We start from the raw sequence: 21,500 nt of genomic DNA, 5'->3' as shown, positions 1-21,500 counted from the left end.
ACGGTGAGATGCGGCCGGTCAGCATTTACTTGATCAGGAAATCTTCAAGTTTCTTGCCAGCATCCAGTGCCTGCTTAATAACGGCCGGGGTACGGCCCTGGCCAGTCCATGATTTTGCTTCGCCGTTCTCATCAGTATATTGATACTTAGCAGGACGTGGAGCACGCTTGGCACGTGTTTTGCCAGCGGTATTATCAGCTGCAGTCAGTTCGCTTAAATCGATACCATCTTCCAGCAACATCTGGCGATATTTAGCCAGTTTTTCTTCTTTTTCTTTAATCTCAGAAGCGATGGCCGCATCTGCTTCACGACGTTCGTTCACTACCGCTTCGAGTTTTTCCAGCATCTCTTCCAGTTCAGATAAAGACACTTCACGAGCCTGGGCACGAAGGGTGCGAATGTTATTTAATACTTTCAGCGTTTCGCTCATAACGGAATCCATAACCTGTGAGTTGGTTTAAATTTGTTCACTATTGTAACGGAGACCAGTGTACAGACAATTCGAGGACGAAAAAACATTAAATTAAAAAAATGTTTCTTTAAATGTTACCTGGATACCGTTTCTCTTAAGCGGAAAACAAGGGGGGGCATAGGTATATTTACAACTTATGGGATAAATCTTAACAATCTTTAAGGTTAAAAGAGCCATCTGAAAAGTTCTTAGCATATTAATCACTTCTTTTATGACTATGCCATTTTAAGATTAGCCTCGTGAAATCAGGCATTTTGAAGCTAACTCCTTTAAATCCTTACGCCATGCATTGGAGGGATAAGCGGATCAGGTGACGCTGTCACCTGCATGGATTCAACCCTGCGGATACTGTTCGAACTTTTATTCTCAGACAGGTCGCGTTGATTAGTGAAACTTTAAAGAATGGCAATGAGAAACGTAGCCAGATTGCTGTACAGTCGTTTTTTGAGGTGCAGTGCCGCCCGTTTCACCGGTTATTATCACTGAATGTCGGCCTGAAAAATTGCAGGTGTTGATGCGGTTCACAGGATTCTTAGGGGCTAACCATCCAAAGGGGCAGAGGGATGTTTATCAGCTGAATGTTTTTGACGCGTTACCCCCATTCCTGCAGAAGCACCCTTATATCTTAAGTAGCAACCCGGCGGCGTCCCGCATTTATCCATACAGGGTGAAACCAAGTCTCGTTTTCGGATGCCATCATTCCACCGCCGGTTTTATACTTGCAAGAGGTCTCACCTTAAACATGATACCCGGCGGCGGTTTACTGCTGGTCACGACGGGTGGACGATAAGCCTGTTTATGCTGTTAGTCTCTTCAGTACAGGTGAAAAACGGAGAGGGATTGATACCTCCTGTGATTTCGTCCGTATTAATTATGTCATTGAGATATGGCAGTCAGACTAGACATATTGGTCCGCGATAGCGGGACATAGGTTAAGTCTGGAGTCCTTTCCGCTGTCAGGTTAAGGTATTTGCGGCTTACCCAATTCAGTAACCCGAGTTGCCAGGATTCTATAATCATGTGATTACATAATCCTGAGATTACGAGATTACGAGATTACGAGATTACGAGATGGCAGGATGCTGCCGCTTTTTATGGAACCCCAACATGTCAACGACCAGGCAATACGCCAATGAGAAGTTCAGCCGCTCCCAGTTCACGGGCAGTATCGTTGAGCACTGCCAGTTTATTAACTGCGACTTTTCCTCGACAGACCTGACTGATACCCGCTTTCTCCACTGCCAATTCTACGATCGTGAAAGCGAGATCGGCTGTAACTTCAGCCGGGCAATCCTGAAAGATGCCAGCTTCAAGCTGTGCGACTTAACCATGAATAATTTCGGCTATGCCGAAGCGCTGGGCATTGAGATCGCCGAATGCCGCGTGCAGGGTGCGGATTTCCGTGGCGCCAGCTTTATGAATATGATCACGGCAAAAACCTGGTTTTGCAGCGCCTATATCACCAAAAGCAATCTGAGCTACGCCAACTTTTCTAAGGTGGTGTTGGAAAAGTGCGAACTGTGGGAAAACCGCTGGGTCGGCACTAACGTGCTGGGTGCCTCTTTTAGCGGGTCCGACCTCTCCGGCGGCGAATTCAGCTCGTTTGACTGGCGATCGGCGAATTTCACCCACTGTGATTTAACCCAATCCGTGATTAGCGAGCTGGATATCCGTACAACGGATCTTGAAGGCGTCAAGCTGAACAGCACGCAGCTTGCTATTCTGGCGGAACGCCTGGGAATTATGCTGGTCGACTAAGACTGACGGGTGCGACGCCTTAGCGGGTAGGGCAGCCAGCGGCATTTTTATGATAAATTACGCTACTTTTCGGCATGCAATGAGGCGAGATGAATATTCCGGTAACCCATACCACCCGTGAAATGAAGAAGAATAATATTGCGCTGGTGACCACGACTCTCAAGGCGTTGGGTACTGCGACCAAGGGCGATCTGGCGCTGCAGACCGGCCTGAGCAGTGCTACCTGCGGTGCAATACTTAACGAGCTGAGTCTGACGGGTGAGCTGCTGGCGCTGGAGCTGGAAGCCTCGCGCGGCGGGCGACCTGCTCAGCGTTACGCCTGCAATCCTGAATTTTTCTCGTTGCTCAGCCTGTATGCCGCAGGCAGCGATGAGGATGCGCAGCTGGTCTGGTCCCTCAGCTCTGCCGTAGGCGACACGCTCGCAGGCGGTGAGATGCCGTTTCATCCCCTCACGCCTGAAACCTTCCATCAGCTGATTGATACATTGCTGCGGCGCTGGCCCAACATCGCAGCTATCGGTATCGGTTTGCCGGGCGTGGTTGTCGATGGGGTGGTCACCTCGTGTGATATTTCACTCTTTAGCGGTCTGGCGATAGTGAAAGACGTGGCGATGCGCACGGGCCGCTTTGTCGAAGCGGGCAACGATATCAATTTTACCGTCTGGGGTTTTTATCGCAGCGACTGTGCGGGTGTCAGTGCCCCGGTTGCTTATATCTATAAGCCGGATGTTCCCTGTACCGGCTGTGGAATGGTGATCAACGGGCAGGTGTTGCACGGTGCCAATGATTTCGCCGGGGAAGTGTCCCGACTGCCGTTTCAAACCGATGCCGGGTTACCGCTTATTGATGAGATGGCGAAAATTGTCATTTCGCTGGCCGCGCTGATCAACCCGGTCAAGGTGGCACTCGGCGGTACACGTCTAAAAGCTTCTCATTTGCCTGAAATACGCGAGCGCTGTCTGGCCAATATTCCTGCACAGCACCTGCCAAAATTGGTTTATCGTGAAGAAATTCGCCAGGATTATCTGCAGGGTATCAGTGAATTGACGCTGAAAAACTTCCTGCACTACCGTCTGTTTACCTCGCCCACGACCTGATTATTATCCGGCGAACGTATTGACTTCGTCGACTCTGCCAATATACTGCCTACTTATTAAAGGTCTTTTAATAAGTAACTTTCAATGAGGAGCGCTGCTTTTGTCACTTCAAGATACCGTAACTTTTGACGCCAGTCCGGCCAGGCGCTTTGGCACGCGGGCGATATTTTTTGTCACCGGTATGGCGATGGGATTATGGGCCGCGCTGGTGCCATACGCCCAGCAGCGCACGCACGCGGACCCCGGCGATCTTGGATTGCTTCTGCTGTGCCTTGGGGCCGGGTCGCTTATCGCCATGCTGGGTTCCGGGCGCGTTATTGGTGCGCTGGGTTGCCGTAAGGTGATTAGTGGATCGGTAGTATTGTATTGCCTGATGCTGCCTCTGCTGGCAACGCTCGGCGACATTCGCCTGCTGGCGCTGAGCCTGTTTATCTTTGGCATGGGCATCGGACTGGCTGACGTTGCCGTCAACGTTCAGGGGACGTTGGTGGAACAGGCGGCGGGTAAGCCTTTAATGTCCGGTTTTCACTGTTTATGGAGTGTCGGAGGGATAGCTGGCGCCGGTGGCGGTGCGCTGATGCTCGATGCAGGAATGTCGCCGCTGTTCAGTAGCTGGGGCGCGATAATGCTGATCGCACTGGTCTTCACGATTGCCTTTCGCGGATTGCTGACCTCATCGGGTAATGAACAGCAGCCGCAGGAAGGTGGAGCGGGGCGGCCCAACCTGCGCTTGATGCTAATGGCCGTCATGGCAATGATCTGCTTTATGGCTGAGGGCGCTATTCTCGACTGGGGTGGGATTTTTATTACTCAGGATCGGGGTATGGCACTGCAGCATGCCGGATGGGGATTCGCCGCCTTTGCCATTGCTATGTCCCTGATGCGCATGCTGGGTGACGCCGTGGTGAGCGTGCTGGGGCGCAAGAGAATATTAATTATCGGTGGCGGCCTGGGGATTGCAGGGTATCTAATCGCCGTACTGCTGCCGGGCTGGCCGATGACGCTGTTAGGCTTTGCACTCGTGGGGGTTGGCGCGGCAAACATTGTCCCGGTATTGATAACACTGGCCGGGCAGGAGAAAAGCATGCCGGTCAACCGCTCGGTGGCGATGGTGGCGACACTGGGCTATTTCGGCGTGCTTGGCGGCCCGGCACTGATCGGCTGGATTGCGCATCTTGCCGATCTTTATGTGGCATTTATGGTGGTTGCCGCGGCATTTCTGCTTATCGTATTCGGCGCTTTTCGCCTGAAATATTAGGCGGTGGCAGTGATATGGGGGCACACGCTCCCAACAACTTGGCGGTCCGTTGATTTGCTGAGCGCTTCCCGAAGATCAATCTACTGGCTCAGCATGTCGATTTTTGCCGCGCCAGGCTTAGGCATCGCTGTTTGTGTCATCGCACTGATAGCTGACTGGCTGTTTATGCCATCAGCGAGTTTTCAATAAAGTCGTGTACATACTCTTTGATTTTGGCTTGCTGGTAGCGCTGCTGATCGAGCACGCGCGTCAGATAGACCAGTTCAACGCCCAGTGGATTAATGGCGCGGTGGAAAGGCTGATAGCCACGGCGTAGATAGAGTTGAGTCAGCCACGGGTGCTTAATCGCCGTTGCCAGATAGACGGCGGGCGATTTCAGAGTGTCGCGCAGAAAACTCTCTTCGACATAGCGAATAATCCGGCTGCCGTAACCCTGCCCTTTGTAATCAGGTTCGACGGCGAACCAGTGCAGAAAAGGCCACGGCGCCAGCTGCGTATTATCCTGCGTCCAGGGAAAGCGCACGGTCAGCGTGGCGACTCGCTGGCCATCGTGCTCCAACACAAAGGTTGATTCACTGGCGATCACGGCAGCCACGTCGGCGACCGTGCTGCGGGATACGGTGAAGTTGATCCCCTGCGCAACCAGCGGAGTATAAGCACGCTGTAACAGCCCGTGCAGCCATTCTGCCTCTTCCGGCTTAGCTAAACGAATACGCTCGGTCATGATTGTCCCCCCTGAATACGTTAAGGTGGGACAATTATTAACAGCATGCGCGATCGCTTGGAAAGATGAAGATCTGATAACCATACGCGGTGAGCATATTTATCCCTCGCGCTGCTGCCGATCAGCGGGCGAGCTGCGTGGTGTAATTTGCCGCGACCCATCGGTAACCACTGCCGTCGCTTTTAACATGGCCAAAGCCCGGGAACGCGATATGCGCCGCCGCCACCCAGTAACCCTCCTGTGCCGCCTGTTTTAACACCCGCTCACGGGTTTTTATCGCCTGCTGCTGATCAACGTCGAAGTGGATTGCTACATGTGGGTCCGGCATCTGCACCGCTTTGGCGTGAATGATATCGCCCCATAACACCAGCGTCTGTCCTTCACTCTCCACCCGATACATCACGCTGCCCGGCGTATGGCCAGCCGTTGAGGTGGCCTTAATCCCGGCAAATACCGTTCCCGGTGCGGTAAAGGGCTTCAGTCGTCCTGCCTGGATAACCGGGCGAATGGTCTGCTCAGATTCAGCAAAGGTGTGCTTCTGGCTGGCTTCTACCTTCTCAGCATTCGCCGGGTTGAGCCAGAAATCGACATCTTTCTGCTCGACGAACACCTGAGCGTTTGGGAAGGCGGGTTTGCCCTGCCGGGAGATACCGCCGGAGTGGTCGGCATGAATATGCGTCAACAGCACCGCATCGATGGTTTCCGCCGGATAGCCTGCGGCAGCCAGATTTTCCAGCAGGTGCCCGCCGTTGTGGCCAAACAGATCGCCCGCACCGGCATCAACCAGCACCCGCTGCTGGCCGTTATCAATCACAAAGGCATTGATTGAGGTTTCAGCCTGCAGCGTCATGGCATCGTTCGCCAGCTGTTGGCGCAGCTTATCGGTGGAAATGTGTGTCAGCAGCTTATCCAGCGGGATCGTCACCGTGCCGTCAGAGACGGCAGTGATGCGCAGTTTGCCCAGCATCATGCGGTAATAGCCCGGTGCTTGCGCATCCAGTGGGGTTACCGGTGCAGCAGCTGCCAGCGAGTTTACGGAGATGGCCAGGGTGGTCAGCAGAGTTAGCAAAAGTTTCATTAAATCCTCGATAAGTTCTGTTATTTCAGTAAAGGCAACAGTATCCTGCGGCTTTAAACATCACTCAAATTGATTAAAATAATGAGCACTATCAGGGAAAGTGATTTAAATCGGGTCGACCTGAACCTCTTGACCGTGCTGCTGGTACTGCATCGCGAGGGAAGTGTTTCACGCGCGGCCAGCAAGTTACACCTCGGCCAGCCCGCGGTCAGCGGAGCGTTGGCCAGGTTGCGCGAGATGTTTGACGACCCGCTGTTTGTGCGCACGGCAAGGGGTATGGCGCCGACGCCGCGTGCGCAAGCGCTGGTGACTGCGTTACTGCCGATGATGGAGCAGATGCAGCAGGTGATATTTCAGGTGCCGGGCTTTTCTCCCGCTGAAGATCGGCATACCTTTCGTCTGGGAATGAGTGACTGGGTAGAGCGTTGGTTGATGCCGGGGATGATGGCGGATATCGCCCAAACGGCACCCGGTATCCGCCTGCAGGTCACGGCAACCGATCCGTTCCAGGATGGCGAACAGGTGCAGCAGGATAAGGTCGATGTGGCGATCTCCGTCGCTGAACGGGCCCCCGCTGGCGTGGTACACGAAAGGGTGACGCAGATGGGATTTTGCACGCTGTGGAACCCGCTCCAGTTAGCACTCACTTCACCGATAAGCCTTGATCAATATAGTGCTAATGACCATCTTCTCGTCTCCTATCGTGGCGCCAGCAGTAGCCCGATAGACCAGCTTTTGGCGGACTGCGGGCGCAAAAGAAGAGTGCGCTACGTCACGCCGAACTTCTCGTCTTTACCGCTGTTGCTGAAGCAGATGCCGGCACTGGCTACGGTACCGCAGGGGCTGGCTGCCGGATGGGTAGCGGATTACGGGCTGCTATGTGCTGACGTCCCCCTCAAGGTTCCGGCCTTCACACTCTCTTTGCTGTGGAACAAACGGCGCGACAACGATGAGGCGCTGCGCTGGCTGCTGAAGAAACTGCGCGCTTGCATGCTGGGCTGAGGTTAGCCCCACTGCAGCATGCCCAGTTTGTCCTGCAGCTCCGTTAAGTCCTGGCAGCCGAGTTTGAGCATAATGCTGTCACTGCCCGGCACTACGGCGCGTTGGCTGTTCTTCTCACAAGCCAGGTTTTCCAGCAGCCGGAACTCTTCCGGCGTTAAGGTTCTGCCATCAGTGGAGAGATATTCCCAGATCATCGCCTGCGAAGAGCTGTTGAATTTATTACCGCTGTCGCTGGCGAAGATGCAGGATGCCAGCTGTGTGAAGCTGTCACTTTTCAGCACCAGATTGCAGTGGGGAACGTGACGTACCACAAAGCGCATCAGTACCGGGTCGGTAAAATGGGTGAAGAGGATCAGGCGCACATCCGGCCAGCGGCAGGTCAGATGCGTCAGATAGTCAATGCAGCTGAAAAGCGTGTCATCCACGGTCGCCAGCTCGGCAATCACTACGTGGACAGGTTGACCTTGCAGCGTGCTTTCCAGTTCTGCCAAATTAGAACAGCAGAAGGTGCGGATATCCCGGGTACTAAAGTAATCCGTGACACCTTTGCAGCTGAAGGTATCGCTGTCGAGAATGGCAATATTAAACATGGCAATGGCTCCCTGACTGCTCTCTCCTTATTAAAGCCCGAAGCCATGCGGGGAAACATCATCCCTTACTGATATGGTTGTAAGAAGTCTCTTACGTTATCTCATGGCCTGCTGCAAAACGTGAAAAACACGCTCATCGCTGAGGTGTGCCACGTTAAAACGCAGAAAATCTCCAGCCGTTTGAGAAATGCTGAACACGTTGCCGGGTGCCAGCACGACGCCCTGCTGGCGACAGCGCCGGGCGACTACGGTTGAATCAAGTCCTTCCGGTAAACGGCACCAGAGATAAAAGCCGCCGCGTGGAACGCTCCAGGGAACAATCCCCAGCGCTGAGAGGCGGACGATCGCCTCTTTCCGCGCCCGGTCGAGGCGTTTGATCACCTCGTCCAGATGCTTCCGATAGCTGCCGCCCGCCAGTACGCCGGCGACCAGCTCGCTAGACAGCGGGCTGGGGCCGCCAAAGTTAGTGGCGATTTGCAGATCGACTAACCTCTCAATCCACTCTTCACGGCAGGCGATATAGCCGCAGCGTACCGAGGCAGAAAGCGTTTTAGAAAAGCTGCCCATGCGGATAACCCGCTCAAGGCCGTCAGGTATGGCCAGCCGCGGTGACAGTTCAGGCTCGAAATCGGCAAAGATATCGTCCTCGACGATAATCGTATCGTACAGCGTTGCAGCGCGCAGCACCCGGTAGGCCGCCTGGGCGGACAGGCAGCCGCCGGTGGGATTATGCAGCGCGGAGTTGGTGATATACAGTCGTGGTCGCGTGGTGCTAAGCACCTGTTCAAACATCGCGACATCGGGCCCTTCCGGGGTAAACGGCACGCCAACGATATTGACCTGATGCGCCCGCAATAGCGCCTGAAAGTTGAAGTAGCAGGGGTCATCAACCACCACGGTGTCCCCCGGACGCAGCAGGAGGCGGCAGATGAGATCGAGCGCCTGGGTGCCAGAACCGGCCAGCATTATCTGCGACATGGAAGCCGCCAGCCCTTCCTGAGCAAAACGCGCCAGCAGCAGGCGGCGCAGCGTGGCTGAACCGCGCGTGCTGCCGTAATCGGTCAGGTTATTATCTGGCGATCGTGCCAGCTGGCGCAGGCCCTTGCGCAGCGCTTCCTGCGGCATCCAGTCAGCCGGTAGCCACCCACAGCCGGGCTTCAGTTCCCCCGCTGCGGCATCCAGCGACTGCCGCGAAACCCAAAAAGGGTCGACTTCGGGTTGGCGCTGGCTGCTCTCTGTCAGGCTTAACGGGGCGGTATGCGCGCCGCAGACGTAAAAACCTGAGCCGCGACGTGCGCGGATAACGCCTTCAGCCGCCAGTCTTTCGTAGGCTTCGACCACGGTGGATGGGGATACATGCATCGTGGTGGCAAAACGGCGTACCGAAGGAAGGCGCTCGCCGCTGCACAGCAAACCCGCAGCAATACGCTGGCGAATCTCATTGATTAACGCTTCGGTACGTGTCATGGCCGATCCTGAATGTCTAACTGTATGGGTAAATGGAACCATACAGAATGGCGAAATTGTACTGTAGTGTATCTTCGCTGCGGCTCGTTTGCTTCTTACTATCGTGGAAAATTATTTTTCCAGTCATGATGAGGCAACATGGAACAAACTAAAGCAGGATGGTGGAGTGGGCTGGCGGGCGTGGTGATATTTAGCGGCTCGCTGCCTGCGACACGCGTGGCCGTCACCGACTTTTCCCCGCTTTTTCTTACCTCCGCACGCGCCGTTATCGCCGCGCTGCTGGCAGCGGGACTGCTGCTGTTGCTACGTCAGCGCCGACCGCAGCGTGGCGATATCATTCCGTTGCTGATTATCGCCGCGGGCGTGGTGGTGGGGTTCCCGCTGCTGACGGCACTGGCTCTACGCCATATCACTGCTGCGCACTCGCTGGTGTTTATCGGACTGCTGCCGCTTTCAACGGCAATCTTCGGCGTCCTGCGCGGCGGCGAGCGACCCCGGCCAGCCTTCTGGCTATTTTCCCTGCTCGGTGCCGCGACCGTGGCGGGCTTTGCGATCGCCTGCGGAACGGGCGGCTCATTCAGCGGTGATTCGCTGATGATCGCCGCTATCGTGCTGTGTGGACTGGGTTATGCGGAAGGGGCAGGGTTATCGCGACGGCTGGGCGGCTGGCAGGTGATTAGCTGGGCGCTGCTGCTGTCCCTGCCTTTAATGTTGCTAATCGGCCTGTTCACGCTGCCGACCAGCTGGCACAGCATCAGTGCACCGGCTTGGCTCGGGCTGGGCTATGTTTCACTGTTCAGCATGCTGATTGGTTTTATCTTCTGGTACCGCGGGCTGGCGCTCGGCGGCATTGCGGGAGTGGGGCAGTTACAGCTGTTACAGCCATTCTTCGGCCTGGTGTTCACCGCGCTGTTTCTGCATGAAGCTATAGCTCTGAGCATGGTGGTCTGCGCAGGGGTGATTATCCTGTGCGTGGCGGGCGCGAAGCGCTTTGCTCACTGAGTGAAGCACGCTCCGGGCTTAAGGCTCGCTGTTAACCCGAACTCAATTCATCGCTTATACAGCAGTTGGATAATCATGCGTACCAACTCAGTTATTTAAACTAATCAACCGACATCAGGCCACATCGCTGATAAAAAAACCAGGCCGAAGCCTGGTCAGATTGATGCTCAACGGGTTACGCCTCAGGGAACGGCATGGTGTTGCCCGGCGCTTCACGGTGAATGTGCAGGAAGGTCATATGACGCTCGTACTGGTCGAGAATGTCATTGATGATCTGCTCACGGGTGTAGTCCATCAGGTCATTGCCCTGGGTGCCCTCCAGCAGGAAGGTTTCGAGGCGGAAGTAATCGGACTTGCCGCTGCGGGCGCGATAAGTAAACGCCGGAACCGAGTAACGCTGCGGCCAGATCTGATACAGGAAGCTCTGCTCCTCACCCAGATTCACCAGCAGCTCCAGGTGATTCAGGCGTTCATCTTCCAGCGGCGGCATCTCGGTGACTTGCACTTTCGCGCCCCGGCGTTCCAGCTCGCGCCCCACTTCTTCCATCGCCGGGCGACAGACCTCTTCCAGCATCTTGCGGGTATGCGTGGTGCCCGGATAGTTCATCACGCGTGAAATACGCTGCTTCCAGTTCAGACGGTCATCGCGCGAGACCGGCACCGGCGGCGTATTCACCGTGGCGCTGGCGCGGCGGTGATCCTCCACGCGCAGGGATTTATACAGCCCTGCCATCACAAAGAAGATCACAAAGCTGAACGGCAGGCCCATGATAACCGTGGTTTTTTGCAGTGCGGTCACGCCATTAACCATCAGCATGCCCAGCGTCAGTACCCCGATCGCCAGCGACCAGAAGATGCGCAGCCAGTTTGGCGCATCATTATTGATGTCTGCCAGGCGGGAGGTGAAGTTACCCAGCACCAGCGAGCCGGAGTCCGCTGAGGTGACGTAGAACAGCAGGCCGGTGATGGTGGCGACAGAGGCGCTGAAGGTAAAGGCCGGGTACTGCGCCAGCAGGCTGTAGAAGCCGCGCTCCGGGTGCGCCATGGTTTCCTGGGCGAACGCCATATTGCCGTGAATGATCTCATACAGCGCGCTGTTGCCAAAAATTGACAGCCACAGCAGGGTGAAGATAAACGGAATGGTCAGCGTCCCCAGCACGAACTGGCGAATGGTACGGCCGCGGGAAATACGCGCAAGGAACAGGCCGACGAACGGTGACCAGGCAACCCACCACGCCCAGAAGAACAGCGTCCAGTTATTCATCCACTCGGTCGGGCGATCGAAGGCAAAGCTGTTCAGCGTCATGCCCATAAAGCGGTTGATGTAGTCACCAACGTTCAGCACCAGCGCATTCAGCAGGAAGCTGGTATCGCCGACAAACAGCACAAAGAGGATCAGGCCAAAGGCCAGCAGTACGTTCAGCTCAGAAAGGAAACGGATCCCTTTGTTGACGCCGGAGGTAACGGAAATGGTCGCCATAATCACCGACAGTACAATCAGCCCGGCCTGCGCCGTCAGTCCTTCTGGCACGTCGAACAGCACCTTGAGGCCATAATTGAGCTGCACCACGCCAATGCCAAGGGTGGTGGCGATACCGAAAATGGTCCCCAGCACGGCGGCGATATCCACCGTATGACCAATCGGACCGTTAATGCGCTTGCCAAAAATGGGGTAGAGCGCAGAGCGGATGGTCAGCGGCAGGCCATAGCGATAGCTGAAGTAACCCAGTGCGATCCCCATCAGGGCATACATCGACCAGCCAGTCAGACCGTAGTGGAACAGCGTCCAGACCATTGCCTGACGTGCCGCTTCCATCGTCTGGCCCTGGCCTTCCGGAGGCATCATATATTGCGTGACGGGTTCCGCAACCGAGAAGAACATCAGGTCAATGCCGATCCCGGCGGCAAACAGCATTGCCGCCCAACTCATCAGGCTGAACTCGGGCTTCGACTGCTCCGGTCCGAGCTTGATCGAGCCAAAGCGTGAACAGGCCATAAAGATTACAAAAACGATGTAAACCGTGGCCGCCAGCAGGTAATACCAGCCAAAGGTATTCGACACCCAGTCAAGGGTGAGATTGATCCAGCGGTCGGATAAATCGGTGAAGAAAATAGTGGTCAGGGAAAATAGCAGGATAAGAACCGCTGAGGTGTAAAACACCACGGGATTAATACGATCTTTTTGAGGTTTTGCAGGTATTTCGATTGACGGCATAATGTCTCCGCAAACAGTGACCAGAAAAATAGCCTGAAGTCCGCTCTGCGAAGCGCGCATTAGCGCATACTGGGTAAAATCCGCCGTATATCCGCTAATTACACTGGGAGAACTCTCAGGTGATGAGTGGTGTAACTTTATGATTTTATTGTTTTAGTTTTTCTGCAAATGGCCTCCTGACGCTGAGTTTTGAGTAAATTTGAGCACCGATGATAAGTTTTATTGATTGAGCATTCAATTAAAAAAAACTTTAGCGTCTCATTTCCAGCTATTTTTCGGCAGAAAATCGGTAAGTCTCGGCGATATTTTCCCGGTCAGCCTGGGGATTTATCGTCGTCAATTTCCTGTCTCTGGGCTGTTTATTCTTTATGAGAATTAACTTATAACCGCGTTAATATTGCGGTTATCCCCTCGTGATTAATTCTGCATGAATTTTATCATTAAGCACCGATACTGACTTGCGGCCAGGGGGGCATTAACGCCCGTCAAAACCATCAAGGTAGGCACCGGAGGCTTCAGTAATGAAGATGTGAACTCTTCTTTTACCTGCCGGAGAGGTGATGGTCTGGTTCACGAATGTCTCCTGCATTTGCAGCCCATTTAGTGCTTCATCGTGATACATCGCCGCCGCTTTTTTCTCGGCCTCGCTGCGGCTTACTCCTGCCTGACGATCTTTCGTCCCCATATCGTAGAACTGAGCAAATACCGGGGTCATGGCTTTAATGGTATCGGACGTTTTGGTGTAGAAGTTAGGATCGAAATTCGTCTTCGTTTTGAACACATAACTTTTGGCATGAGCTTGCGGGCTGGGAAGGTGATTGTTGCAGCCGGTTAAAAACGGGAGCAATGAAGCGACAATCATGGCGAAGAATGTACGAGGCATAACATTTCCTTTTGTGGGGGTAACATCCTGTTTATAAAACTGTAGCGCTGCTGATTCTGTCGCAAAATTTCCTCCAGATACAGTTATTTTCACCTGCTGCTATGATGGTGAAGATTGCATAACGCGTTTGCGCTCAGTATGGTGTGCGCAATTTTCTGACAGAACCGGAATGACCATGACCACTCACTCTTCAAAAGATCCTCTGCACGGCGTCACGCTGGAAGCGCTGGTCACCGCGCTGGTTGAGCGATATGGCTGGGAAGAACTGGCGCAGCGCATCAGGATCAACTGCTTCAAAAGCGACCCGAGCATCAAATCCAGCCTGAAATTTTTACGCCGCACGCCCTGGGCGCGGCAGGAAGTGGAAGCGCTCTACATCGCCACGGTGAGTGAGCCTGACGCCAGTGAGGAATCTCAGGATAGCGATCCCTGGGCCAACGCGAAAAACCGCCCCCGTTCGTAGATAAGCTACCTGGGGTTGCACCAATTATGGTGCAGCCTGCTCTGTTTTAGTGCGTCACGTTCCCTTTATGAACAATTCGCAGGTCTGCAGTTACCGGCTTTTCTGGCGGCGCAGGCGTTAGACTTCCACGATGCCAGCCAGGCGGGGGAAGGCACGCGCAGGGCACATGCGCTGCTGCGTGAGCAGGTCGCGACCTGGACTGACGACCGCTGGCTTGCACCTGAGATTGCCAAAGCAGCCCTGCTGATGAAAACGCAGTCGCTAGCGGCCTAACCGTTTAATGTTGTCATCCATCCGCGCCTGCAGGGTACGCAACGTTTCCCCGGTGATTTGGCCGGGGAACATATCGCCAGCCTTCAGCGCAAAGCCCGCTGCCACATCACAGCACTTCGCAATAATATTACCCGCCTGCTGCGAACTCAGCTCGGCTTCCTGCTCAGCAAGCGCCAGGAGATGTTCACGGCCAATCTGTAACGCTTCGCCCATTACGTCCATTTGATGATAACCACCCGGTCCCTCGCACCAGGTGACATCGTAGGCCGGTGCCAGCTGCCACTGGCCGTTGTGCGTCATGGTGTAAGCAAAATTTTTCGGATGATCGTCGCGGTTATTGAACACGATATTGAACACGACGCGCTCAAAAGCCAGGGCTTTCTGGCGTACGTCGTTGGTACACAGCTGTGTTGCACGTAGGAAGCTGGTGTAATCCAGCGCGCCGGGTACCTGATAATTGGCCCCGGTGTAGGCCGCAAGGCTCTGCATCGGCACCCGCAATCCGTTCTGGCGGTCAAACCGTTTTGAGGCAAACGCCGCCTGACCATTGGGCAGAGAGAAATAAGCGGTGTCAGGCGTATCGATCTGACACTCGCGCAGGCACTGTGCATACACCGCCTCAATCGCGCACACTTCAGGATGTTCCTGGCGGGCGGGAAATTTAATCAGCCAGGCCTCCAGTTGTGCAGAGGCGGAAGTGGTGAAATGGCCGCTGGCCGGATCGCGGTACAGTAGCGCTTTCGGCCTCGCACCCTGAGGCGACCCGCCCATCTGGAGCAGCCGCTGCAGAAATGCGCCACCTTCGCCGTCCAGAACTTCCTGAACCTCCGTCGCCAGCTTCGACAGCGTAATATCCTGCGCCAGGGCAGCAGCTTCCGATTGTGAAGGTTCAAACGACATTGCCCCCATCGCATTGCTACCGATGTAAGTCAGCCGTTCAAGCGGGCCAATGCGCGCTGCATTCAGCCCGCGCTGGCGAAACAGGCGATCCATTAGCAGCATGCCCCAACCATCGGGCAGCGCATCGTAAACCGGGCCGGGTAAGCCAAGCTGATGCGCGGGGAAATCTCTGCGCAGCCGCGGCCCTTTTAGCGCCAGGCGGAGCGATGAAAGCTCCAGTCCGCGCCGCGCCGCCTCTTCGCTGTATTCAAACATGATCAGCGGGCGACCGGTTAACGCGATCGATGACACCAGCGTTCCCCACTGCCATCGTTCACCCCAGCCCTCGTAGTAAACATCGACTTTATTGACCATGGGTTGAACTCCTTTTTACGCGCTGGCGTGCAGTACTCTTCTCGTAACGCAGAAGATCGTCGATGCTGTCGATCTGAGGCATAAACAGCGCCTCCAGCTCTTTCCCGCGCCCAAGCACCATCGCCACCCGTACCAGATTTTCGAACCCCACGTTGCGCCCGGCTTCGAGGTTTGACACCGTATTGACGCCAATCCCCGCCCGCGACGCGACGTCGGCCTGCGTCATCTGCTGCGTCAGGCGCTCTTTGCGTAGCCGCTCGCAGAGCAGCTTAACAACTTCGCCGGGTTTACTAAGGGTTAAATCCATCATAATGATGCTTATCTTTAAAATATGAGGTTAATACACGTTATTATAGAGTTAAGTAGTAATTGTGGCAAAACGATTAAATCCATAATCATGGGGTTAAACAGCTTAATATCGATACAAACTATGAAATTATGGAGTTAGTCGGTCGGCGAAAGCTGTTTTACAGGGAATGGTGCAGTTTATCAGGTGCGCGGTAAAAGCCGTTCTTCAGGGAGGGGAGGATGTCAATTCGCTGGTTGATTAAGCGCATTGGCGGCGGGTGAGCAGAAATAGTAGCCTGCCCATTTCCATGACCGAACTCGCGTTATTAACAATATCTTGTTTATCATGGACCGTTTTTTTGTTAGTTATCTGCGCCTCAGCGATCGGTGGAGAGTGCGCATGGAACGAAGCAAAATGCTGTCGCTGCTGACAGTCTGTTCACTGTTGATCGCTGCCTGTGCGCCGCTGCCGCTTTCTCAGTCTGCCGACCAGTTTTTCTCCGCACTCGAACAGGCTCCGGCTAGCATAGCGATCCCGCTCAGCACGCTGCAGCAGCTGGACCCGTTGCTATTACGCCCTTCTTCACTTTATCCGGACTTTGACGACTTGCCATTACCGGTATTGTCGGCGTTGTACCATTATCAGCAGCGCTGTACCGGGTCACTTCGTGAGGTACCCAGGGCGAGCCGTCAGCTGGCGCTGGCATTGTGTCATGACACGCTGCTTACGGCGGACTGGTTTGCCGCACATCCCGTCTCTCCGCTCGGAGGAAGCAACGCCTGGTACTACTTGCAGCGCCACCCTGAGCAGCGTGCGGCGCTGGAAAAGGTGCTACACGTGCGGGAAAGACCGCAGGCGCTGGGAGGCATTGGCCTGCTATCTGATGAGAACCTTGATGCGCTGGCAAGTGGACAGGGCTGGCTGATGCAGAACGGCACGCTGTGGCGATTACATCATCAACAGTGGCTGCTATACGCGCCCCAGGTCTGGCAGCCGCTAGCCAGACGCGCAGGAATAACATTACTTGCTGCTGGCGGGCGTTGTGATATTGCCCTGAGCACGCTTTGCATCATACCAGGCGTTGAGAGCAGCGAAGGCTGGCGATCGTTACTGACCGGTGCGGCAATCATGGCGTCTGTATCCCTGATCTGGTTTGCCTGGCAGCGGCGACGTTTGCAGCAGCGGCATCGCTTTATCCTGCAGATGCTGACGCATGAACTGCGCACGCCCATCGCCCGCCTGGGCAACGTGGTGGAAGATTTTCGTCGTGATTTCGACACTCTGCCGCTGCCTGCACAGTCCGGTTTTGCCGCGCTGGCGGATTGCGTGCAGCGCATGCGGCAGATGGCTGAAGCCAGCCAGCACTATCTGACTGGTAACAGTCGGCGGAAGGTGCTGGAGGCCCCCACCGCGCTGTTACTGAGCGACTGGCTTAGCCATATAACGGGATGCTGGCCCGGGCTGACGTTTTGCCTCGCCAGCGATCGCCGGGTCGCACTGCCAATATATTGGGTCACCCTGTGTCTGAATAACCTGTTGGATAATGCCTTTCGCCACGGACGCGCCCCGGTTCGTCTGAGCGCAGAGTGGGGTAAAGGGCGGCTCACTCTGCGGGTGACGGATGCAGGTTCACTGCAGTCACCGCGTTTACCCCACCTGGGGCGGTCTCTTTCAGCGCAGTCCGGGATGGGCCTCGGACTGGCGATTGTCAGACGCATTATCTGGCGACTTAAGGGGCGCCTGACGCTCAGCGGGCCACCTACCACCTTCACTCTGGAGCTGCCTTGTGACAAGCAATAATACGCTGTTGCTGATAGAGGACGATCCTGCACTGGGTGAGGGGTTGACCTCCTTCCTGCGGCAGGAAGGGTTTATCTGCCACTGGACGCGCGAAACAGCAGCGGTATCGCACCTGTGGAATCTGGCCGGGCTGGTTATCCTCGACCGGCAGTTATCCGACGGTGACAGCCTGCGTTTTCTCCCGCGATGGCTGGCAAAAAAAGCGCTGCCGGTGATTGTGCTGACCGCTCGCGCCAGTATTGATGACCGGGTTGACGGTCTAGAAGCCGGGGCCCGTGATTATCTGACTAAACCTTTTGCGCATGTCGAACTGCTGGCGCGCATTCGTGCCCAGCTGCGTACATTGGGCGAGGGGCAGCTGACGGTCGGGGAACTTCAGCTTTTCCCATCAAGGCAGGCCGTGATTTGGCAAAAAAGAGAGGTTACCCTGACGGCAACGGAATTTTCACTCCTGTCAACGCTGGTGCAAATGACCGGACGGGTGTTTACCCGTGACGAACTGCTGAATCAGGTCTGGGGCTACCAAAGTTTTCCCTCGACCCGCACCGTGGATACCCATATTTTACAGCTGCGGCAGAAGCTGCCGGATATCGCTATCAGCAGCGTGCGCGGTGTCGGTTATCGTCTGGAAAAACTGCCTTGATGCGTCCGTTTCTAACGTTTATCGCCGGGCTGCTTCTCCCCACTGGAATCGCAGCCGTCACGCTGCCCGCCACGCCGCTGACACCGCTCTATCACGCTCTTCTCACTAAGCGCAGCGATCTGGCCTGGCAACAGCTGCTTATCAGCTGGCCTCAGATGAGTAGTGCGGCGCAGCGTGATGCATGGCTACAGGCGCTGGATGCATTGATCACAGTCCAGTGTGGCAATGACCTGCCGATAGCAATCCCGGACTGGCTGGATCACCCTTCGTTGTCGCTGATCCAGCGCGATATGCCCCTCAACCGTATTTACCGGGTGCAGCTGAGTGGGAACAGCCCGTCTCGTCAGTTACGTGTCGTGCTCTCTTCCCCGGACGGCAGGGATTTAATGGCGGGAGCTGAGCAAGAATATTACGGCAGTGATGGGTTCAGCATTCAAAGCCAGGACCTGAATAAACCGTTAGCCGCCGGTATCTATCTGCTGACGGTGCGTTCCGGCAGTGAAATGTGGCAGCAGCCGCTGGCTTTACAGGGCAGCAACCATCTTAACTGGATACAGCTTCAGCAGGGAAAGATTAAGCTGCATCCCCCGACAGTAGCGGCTGCCTGCCCTGCTCCCTGGCTAGAGCAGGCACTGTTAAGGCGCGATAGCTTTGCGCAGACAGCGTGGCATCGCAGCGATGACCTCCAGCTACATAACTGGCCGCCGCGTGATGATGCAGAAAATTTATGGGGCACTGCTTCCGTGATCCGCGTGGAAGCGCGGGGCGGGCTCACGCTGCGTTTTGAACACCGCATGGCCGGACCGCTACTCACGCTAAAAAACTGAGGGCGCGGGCATATTCTGACATTGCTCTGACAATTCGGCTTCCGGCGCAGGGGATACTGCCTCTCATCATTTCAAGATAAGAGAGATAACGATGATGAAAAATCTGCCGGTATCGCTGTGCCTGGCCCTGTTGCTCTGGGGAATACTGTCTGGTTTGTCGCATGCCGCCGATGAGATTACCTTCTGGGACAGCCCACGTTATGGAGGCAACAGCTTTAACCGCCTGCCGCCGGACAAGGCCTATTTTGCTGCATTACGTGGCTACGGTGCCAGCTGGGTACGTTTGTCCTATGACAAATGGCACCCCCAGCAGCGTGACTTTCTGATGGGCGATGCTGATCATTATCAGGGGCTACAGCCTGCGGATCTCAGCACGCTGAAGGCCACGCTAAAAAAAGCACATGATTCAGGCCTCAAAGTAGTCATCTCCCCGCTGAGCCTGCCCGGTATGCGCTGGTCGCAAAATAACGGGGGGAAATTTGATGACCGTCTGTGGCAGGACAAAAGCTACTGGAAGCAGAGTGCGGCTTTCTGGCGCGACCTGGCTGCGGCGCTGAAGGATGTTCCCGGGGTGGCAGCCTATAACCTGATTAATGAGCCCGCACCAGAAAAGCGTGCCGGGCTTGCCGAACACGGCAGCATCGAAGAGATGCAGCGCTGGTACCAGCATCATCAGGGCAGCGCACGCGATCTGCCGGCATTTTATCAGATGCTGATTAGCGCTATTCGCGAAGTAGATCCGCTTACGCCTGTCATGGTAGACGGTGGTTGGTATGGTGCTGCTGACGGGTTTGGCTACTGGCCCGCGGCGCTGGACGACACGCGTGTGCTGTACAGTTTTCATATGTATGAACCCTACGCCGCCACCAGTGGACCAAATCTTAAGCGCAAAAAACCGTACTCGTATCCCGGTGTGGTCCCCTTCGGTACGGGGAAAGAGATGTGGAACGCGCAGCGCGTAGCACAGTATCTGCAACAACCTTTTATTTGGGCTGAACAACAGCATATACCGGCCAGCCGGATGGTAGCCGGAGAGTTCGGCTGTATCCGCATGCTGCCGGGATGCCAGCAGTACCTGGAGGATGTGTTGCAGGTACTGGATAAAAAGCAGTCGCACTGGGCCTTTTACAGCTTCCGCGAAGACAGCTGGGATGCCATGGACTACGAACTCGGCAAACGTAAGGTGCCGTGGTCATACTGGCAGGCGATGGAGCAACATACTGCGGACACCTTAGCGCGTCATCCGGGGCCTGAGTTTGAACCCATTCGCCGGCGTCTGGAGCACGGCAGAGTAAAAGCTGGCCCGAAATGAATTCATAAGATGCCGGCAGATGAGCAGAGCTGGAAACAAGCACGACATCGTTGCTTTGGACTGACAGCAATTGTCAACGCTAAGTAGAGATGACCGGGGTTGGGCAAATCTGAGATGTCCGATATTCTCAAATAATATGTGATTTAACTTCGACTCTTTTTTTATTATCAAAATCAGTTATGCTGACTTACATAGGAAATGAAAAGGAATTATCCAGTGCGTACCCGTAATTCGGCCCGTTTGCTTATCATCAACCCTCTCAATCAGGTCTTATTATTCAGGTTCAGGCATGACAATGATGCGCTGGCAGGTAGAGAATACTGGGCAACTCCCGGTGGAGGAGTGGAATCAGGAGAGACTTTTGAGCAGGCAGCTATCAGAGAACTCGCAGAAGAAACAGGCATTTATGTTGATAACGTGGGGCAGTCATTAACTGAGAGGATTTTTGAAATGACTCTGCCCAGCGGTGAGGTGGTTCTGGCACATGAGCAATTTTATTTAATTAAAGTGGGTGATGAAGATATCAGTAACAGCGGATGGACTGAAAATGAAAAATCAGTCATTAATAATTATCACTGGTGGGATCTTAATCAACTGAGAAATACTCACGACGTTGTTTACCCCTCAAATATTCCTGATATCTGCTCAATGCTGGATTAATTACATAATATTTCCTGACTTCGCGCCTGTAAACTTATCAGCACCTATAGCAAATCATCCCCATTGGCCGCACGTTGCCGCTTTTTAGTTGGAACTTTGTTTGCGCTTCTGCGGCTTGGTCCATCACCAGACGGAAGCGCCTGCGAGCACGCATTATCGCTTTAGACTGACATAATTAGTACACATAATACATCTTATGTTAAATTACCCCCCCATCTGCACATCCAGCAACTTTGACCTCATTACTTAACCCTTTTGACTCATACCTTTCGCAGTAAGCCATAAATAATCACTTTAAAAATTCTCATCCCGAAAGATAATATCCTAACCTTATATAATTAAGATTATATAAGGCCAGACATAAGCAATGAATCCCTGTACCATGTGGGTCTGGGCCAGATCCTGCTCAGGAGGCCTTTGGTATCAACAGATA

The 21,500-nt window shown here is 54.7% G+C and carries 21 protein-coding genes; 12 read left to right on the top strand and 9 right to left on the bottom strand.

The features are described from left to right. Nucleotides 1-25: 25 nt before the first annotated feature. Nucleotides 26-430, bottom strand: coding sequence for an H-NS family nucleoid-associated regulatory protein (locus QLG07_RS16495; protein WP_048914839.1), 405 nt, complete (start codon nt 428-430; stop codon nt 26-28). Nucleotides 431-1,579: 1,149 nt separating this feature from the next. On the opposite strand from QLG07_RS16495, the gene QLG07_RS16490 reads away from it, so the two are divergent. From QLG07_RS16490 to QLG07_RS16480, 3 genes are all read left to right on the top strand, one after another. After that, nucleotides 1,580-2,230: a Qnr family pentapeptide repeat protein gene (locus QLG07_RS16490; protein ID WP_187496748.1), complete on the top strand. Its 651-nt coding sequence runs from the start codon at nt 1,580-1,582 to the stop codon at nt 2,228-2,230. An 89-nt stretch (nt 2,231-2,319) separates the two neighbouring features. Next, a complete protein-coding gene (locus QLG07_RS16485) occupies nt 2,320-3,327 on the top strand; it encodes an ROK family protein (RefSeq protein WP_133625291.1) in 1,008 nt (335 codons plus the stop codon). Between the two features lie 100 nt (nt 3,328-3,427). After that, nucleotides 3,428-4,585: an MFS transporter gene (locus QLG07_RS16480; RefSeq protein ID WP_282469711.1), complete on the top strand. Its 1,158-nt coding sequence runs from the start codon at nt 3,428-3,430 to the stop codon at nt 4,583-4,585. Between the two features lie 163 nt (nt 4,586-4,748). Here the strand turns inward: QLG07_RS16480 and QLG07_RS16475 are convergent, their stop codons facing one another. Both QLG07_RS16475 and QLG07_RS16470 read right to left on the bottom strand, forming a co-directional pair. Beyond that, nucleotides 4,749-5,309 carry a GNAT family N-acetyltransferase gene (locus tag QLG07_RS16475; protein ID WP_282469710.1) on the bottom strand — a complete coding sequence of 187 codons (561 nt, stop codon included), beginning with the start codon at nt 5,307-5,309 and terminating at the stop codon, nt 4,749-4,751. 121 nt (nt 5,310-5,430) lie between these two features. Next, nucleotides 5,431-6,387, bottom strand: a complete 957-nt coding sequence (locus tag QLG07_RS16470; protein WP_282469709.1) for an MBL fold metallo-hydrolase — start codon at nt 6,385-6,387, stop codon at nt 5,431-5,433. An 81-nt stretch (nt 6,388-6,468) separates the two neighbouring features. Between QLG07_RS16470 and QLG07_RS16465 the strand changes: the two genes are divergently transcribed. Next, entirely contained in the window at nt 6,469-7,389 is a 921-nt protein-coding gene (locus QLG07_RS16465) for a LysR family transcriptional regulator (protein ID WP_282469708.1), read from the top strand. Between the two features lie 2 nt (nt 7,390-7,391). On the opposite strand, the gene QLG07_RS16460 is transcribed toward QLG07_RS16465, so the two are convergent. After that, nucleotides 7,392-7,979 (bottom strand): hypothetical protein, encoded by a 588-nt coding sequence (locus QLG07_RS16460; protein WP_282469707.1) that lies wholly within the window; start codon nt 7,977-7,979, stop codon nt 7,392-7,394. Nucleotides 7,980-8,075: 96 nt separating this feature from the next. Then, nucleotides 8,076-9,446 (bottom strand): PLP-dependent aminotransferase family protein, encoded by a 1,371-nt coding sequence (locus QLG07_RS16455; RefSeq protein ID WP_282469706.1) that lies wholly within the window; start codon nt 9,444-9,446, stop codon nt 8,076-8,078. 138 nt (nt 9,447-9,584) lie between these two features. Here QLG07_RS16455 and QLG07_RS16450 point away from each other — a divergent pair, with 138 nt between their 5' ends. Next, nucleotides 9,585-10,448 carry a DMT family transporter gene (locus QLG07_RS16450; protein ID WP_048914844.1) on the top strand — a complete coding sequence of 288 codons (864 nt, stop codon included), beginning with the start codon at nt 9,585-9,587 and terminating at the stop codon, nt 10,446-10,448. A 175-nt stretch (nt 10,449-10,623) separates the two neighbouring features. On the opposite strand, the gene QLG07_RS16445 is transcribed toward QLG07_RS16450, so the two are convergent. Then, complete coding sequence (locus QLG07_RS16445) at nt 10,624-12,663, bottom strand: choline transporter (protein ID WP_048914845.1); 2,040 nt, start codon at nt 12,661-12,663, stop codon at nt 10,624-10,626. 475 nt (nt 12,664-13,138) lie between these two features. Further along, on the bottom strand, nt 13,139-13,546 hold the full coding sequence (locus QLG07_RS16440) for an Exc2 family lipoprotein (protein ID WP_282469705.1): 408 nt from the start codon (nt 13,544-13,546) through the stop codon (nt 13,139-13,141). Nucleotides 13,547-13,721: 175 nt separating this feature from the next. Here QLG07_RS16440 and QLG07_RS16435 point away from each other — a divergent pair, with 175 nt between their 5' ends. Further along, the gene (locus QLG07_RS16435; protein WP_282469704.1) at nt 13,722-14,009 is read left to right on the top strand and encodes a VF530 family protein; all 288 of its coding nucleotides are present in this window, start codon (nt 13,722-13,724) and stop codon (nt 14,007-14,009) included. 15 nt (nt 14,010-14,024) lie between these two features. Next, nucleotides 14,025-14,282 (top strand): hypothetical protein, encoded by a 258-nt coding sequence (locus QLG07_RS16430; RefSeq protein WP_336798334.1) that lies wholly within the window; start codon nt 14,025-14,027, stop codon nt 14,280-14,282. Here the strand turns inward: QLG07_RS16430 and QLG07_RS16425 are convergent. After that, nucleotides 14,271-15,536, bottom strand: coding sequence for a type II toxin-antitoxin system HipA family toxin (locus QLG07_RS16425; RefSeq protein ID WP_282469703.1), 1,266 nt, complete (start codon nt 15,534-15,536; stop codon nt 14,271-14,273). The genes QLG07_RS16430 and QLG07_RS16425 overlap by 12 nt on opposite strands. Next, entirely contained in the window at nt 15,526-15,843 is a 318-nt protein-coding gene (locus QLG07_RS16420; protein ID WP_048918046.1) for a helix-turn-helix transcriptional regulator, read from the bottom strand. The genes QLG07_RS16425 and QLG07_RS16420 overlap by 11 nt, the downstream gene beginning before the upstream one ends. 381 nt (nt 15,844-16,224) lie before the next feature. On the opposite strand from QLG07_RS16420, the gene QLG07_RS16415 reads away from it, so the two are divergent. The 5 genes from QLG07_RS16415 to QLG07_RS16395 all read left to right on the top strand — a co-directional run bounded on the left by QLG07_RS16415 (nt 16,225) and on the right by QLG07_RS16395 (nt 21,067). After that, on the top strand, nt 16,225-17,625 hold the full coding sequence (locus tag QLG07_RS16415; protein WP_282469702.1) for a DUF3404 domain-containing protein: 1,401 nt from the start codon (nt 16,225-16,227) through the stop codon (nt 17,623-17,625). Then, nucleotides 17,612-18,268 (top strand): response regulator transcription factor, encoded by a 657-nt coding sequence (locus QLG07_RS16410; protein WP_282469701.1) that lies wholly within the window; start codon nt 17,612-17,614, stop codon nt 18,266-18,268. Before QLG07_RS16415 ends, QLG07_RS16410 begins: the two co-directional genes overlap by 14 nt. Further along, nucleotides 18,268-19,095: a DUF2861 family protein gene (locus QLG07_RS16405; RefSeq protein WP_282469700.1), complete on the top strand. Its 828-nt coding sequence runs from the start codon at nt 18,268-18,270 to the stop codon at nt 19,093-19,095. The genes QLG07_RS16410 and QLG07_RS16405 overlap by 1 nt, the downstream gene beginning before the upstream one ends. Before the next feature lie 91 nt (nt 19,096-19,186). Further along, nucleotides 19,187-20,407 carry a cellulase family glycosylhydrolase gene (locus tag QLG07_RS16400; protein ID WP_282469699.1) on the top strand — a complete coding sequence of 407 codons (1,221 nt, stop codon included), beginning with the start codon at nt 19,187-19,189 and terminating at the stop codon, nt 20,405-20,407. Between the two features lie 216 nt (nt 20,408-20,623). Continuing rightward, nucleotides 20,624-21,067 carry an NUDIX domain-containing protein gene (locus QLG07_RS16395; protein ID WP_282469698.1) on the top strand — a complete coding sequence of 148 codons (444 nt, stop codon included), beginning with the start codon at nt 20,624-20,626 and terminating at the stop codon, nt 21,065-21,067. The last annotated feature ends 433 nt before the right edge of the window (nt 21,068-21,500 follow it).

Origin of the sequence: Erwinia sp. V90_4 (assembly GCF_029967685.1) — a bacterium.
GTDB lineage: Bacteria > Pseudomonadota > Gammaproteobacteria > Enterobacterales > Enterobacteriaceae > Erwinia > Erwinia aphidicola.
This window is presented reverse-complemented; position numbering and strand designations above follow the sequence as displayed.

Coding starts and splice junctions, on each gene's coding strand:
- QLG07_RS16495 (WP_048914839.1), bottom strand. CDS start 430: ATGAGCGAAACGCTGAAAGTATTAAATAACATTCGCACCCTTCGTGCC.
- QLG07_RS16490 (WP_187496748.1), top strand. CDS start 1,580: ATGTCAACGACCAGGCAATACGCCAATGAGAAGTTCAGCCGCTCCCAG.
- QLG07_RS16485 (WP_133625291.1), top strand. CDS start 2,320: ATGAATATTCCGGTAACCCATACCACCCGTGAAATGAAGAAGAATAAT.
- QLG07_RS16475 (WP_282469710.1), bottom strand. CDS start 5,309: ATGACCGAGCGTATTCGTTTAGCTAAGCCGGAAGAGGCAGAATGGCTG.
- QLG07_RS16470 (WP_282469709.1), bottom strand. CDS start 6,387: ATGAAACTTTTGCTAACTCTGCTGACCACCCTGGCCATCTCCGTAAAC.
- QLG07_RS16465 (WP_282469708.1), top strand. CDS start 6,469: ATGAGCACTATCAGGGAAAGTGATTTAAATCGGGTCGACCTGAACCTC.
- QLG07_RS16460 (WP_282469707.1), bottom strand. CDS start 7,979: ATGTTTAATATTGCCATTCTCGACAGCGATACCTTCAGCTGCAAAGGT.
- QLG07_RS16455 (WP_282469706.1), bottom strand. CDS start 9,446: ATGACACGTACCGAAGCGTTAATCAATGAGATTCGCCAGCGTATTGCT.
- QLG07_RS16450 (WP_048914844.1), top strand. CDS start 9,585: ATGGAACAAACTAAAGCAGGATGGTGGAGTGGGCTGGCGGGCGTGGTG.
- QLG07_RS16445 (WP_048914845.1), bottom strand. CDS start 12,663: ATGCCGTCAATCGAAATACCTGCAAAACCTCAAAAAGATCGTATTAAT.
- QLG07_RS16440 (WP_282469705.1), bottom strand. CDS start 13,546: ATGCCTCGTACATTCTTCGCCATGATTGTCGCTTCATTGCTCCCGTTT.
- QLG07_RS16435 (WP_282469704.1), top strand. CDS start 13,722: ATGACCACTCACTCTTCAAAAGATCCTCTGCACGGCGTCACGCTGGAA.
- QLG07_RS16425 (WP_282469703.1), bottom strand. CDS start 15,536: ATGGTCAATAAAGTCGATGTTTACTACGAGGGCTGGGGTGAACGATGG.
- QLG07_RS16420 (WP_048918046.1), bottom strand. CDS start 15,843: ATGGATTTAACCCTTAGTAAACCCGGCGAAGTTGTTAAGCTGCTCTGC.
- QLG07_RS16415 (WP_282469702.1), top strand. CDS start 16,225: ATGGAACGAAGCAAAATGCTGTCGCTGCTGACAGTCTGTTCACTGTTG.
- QLG07_RS16405 (WP_282469700.1), top strand. CDS start 18,268: ATGCGTCCGTTTCTAACGTTTATCGCCGGGCTGCTTCTCCCCACTGGA.
- QLG07_RS16400 (WP_282469699.1), top strand. CDS start 19,187: ATGATGAAAAATCTGCCGGTATCGCTGTGCCTGGCCCTGTTGCTCTGG.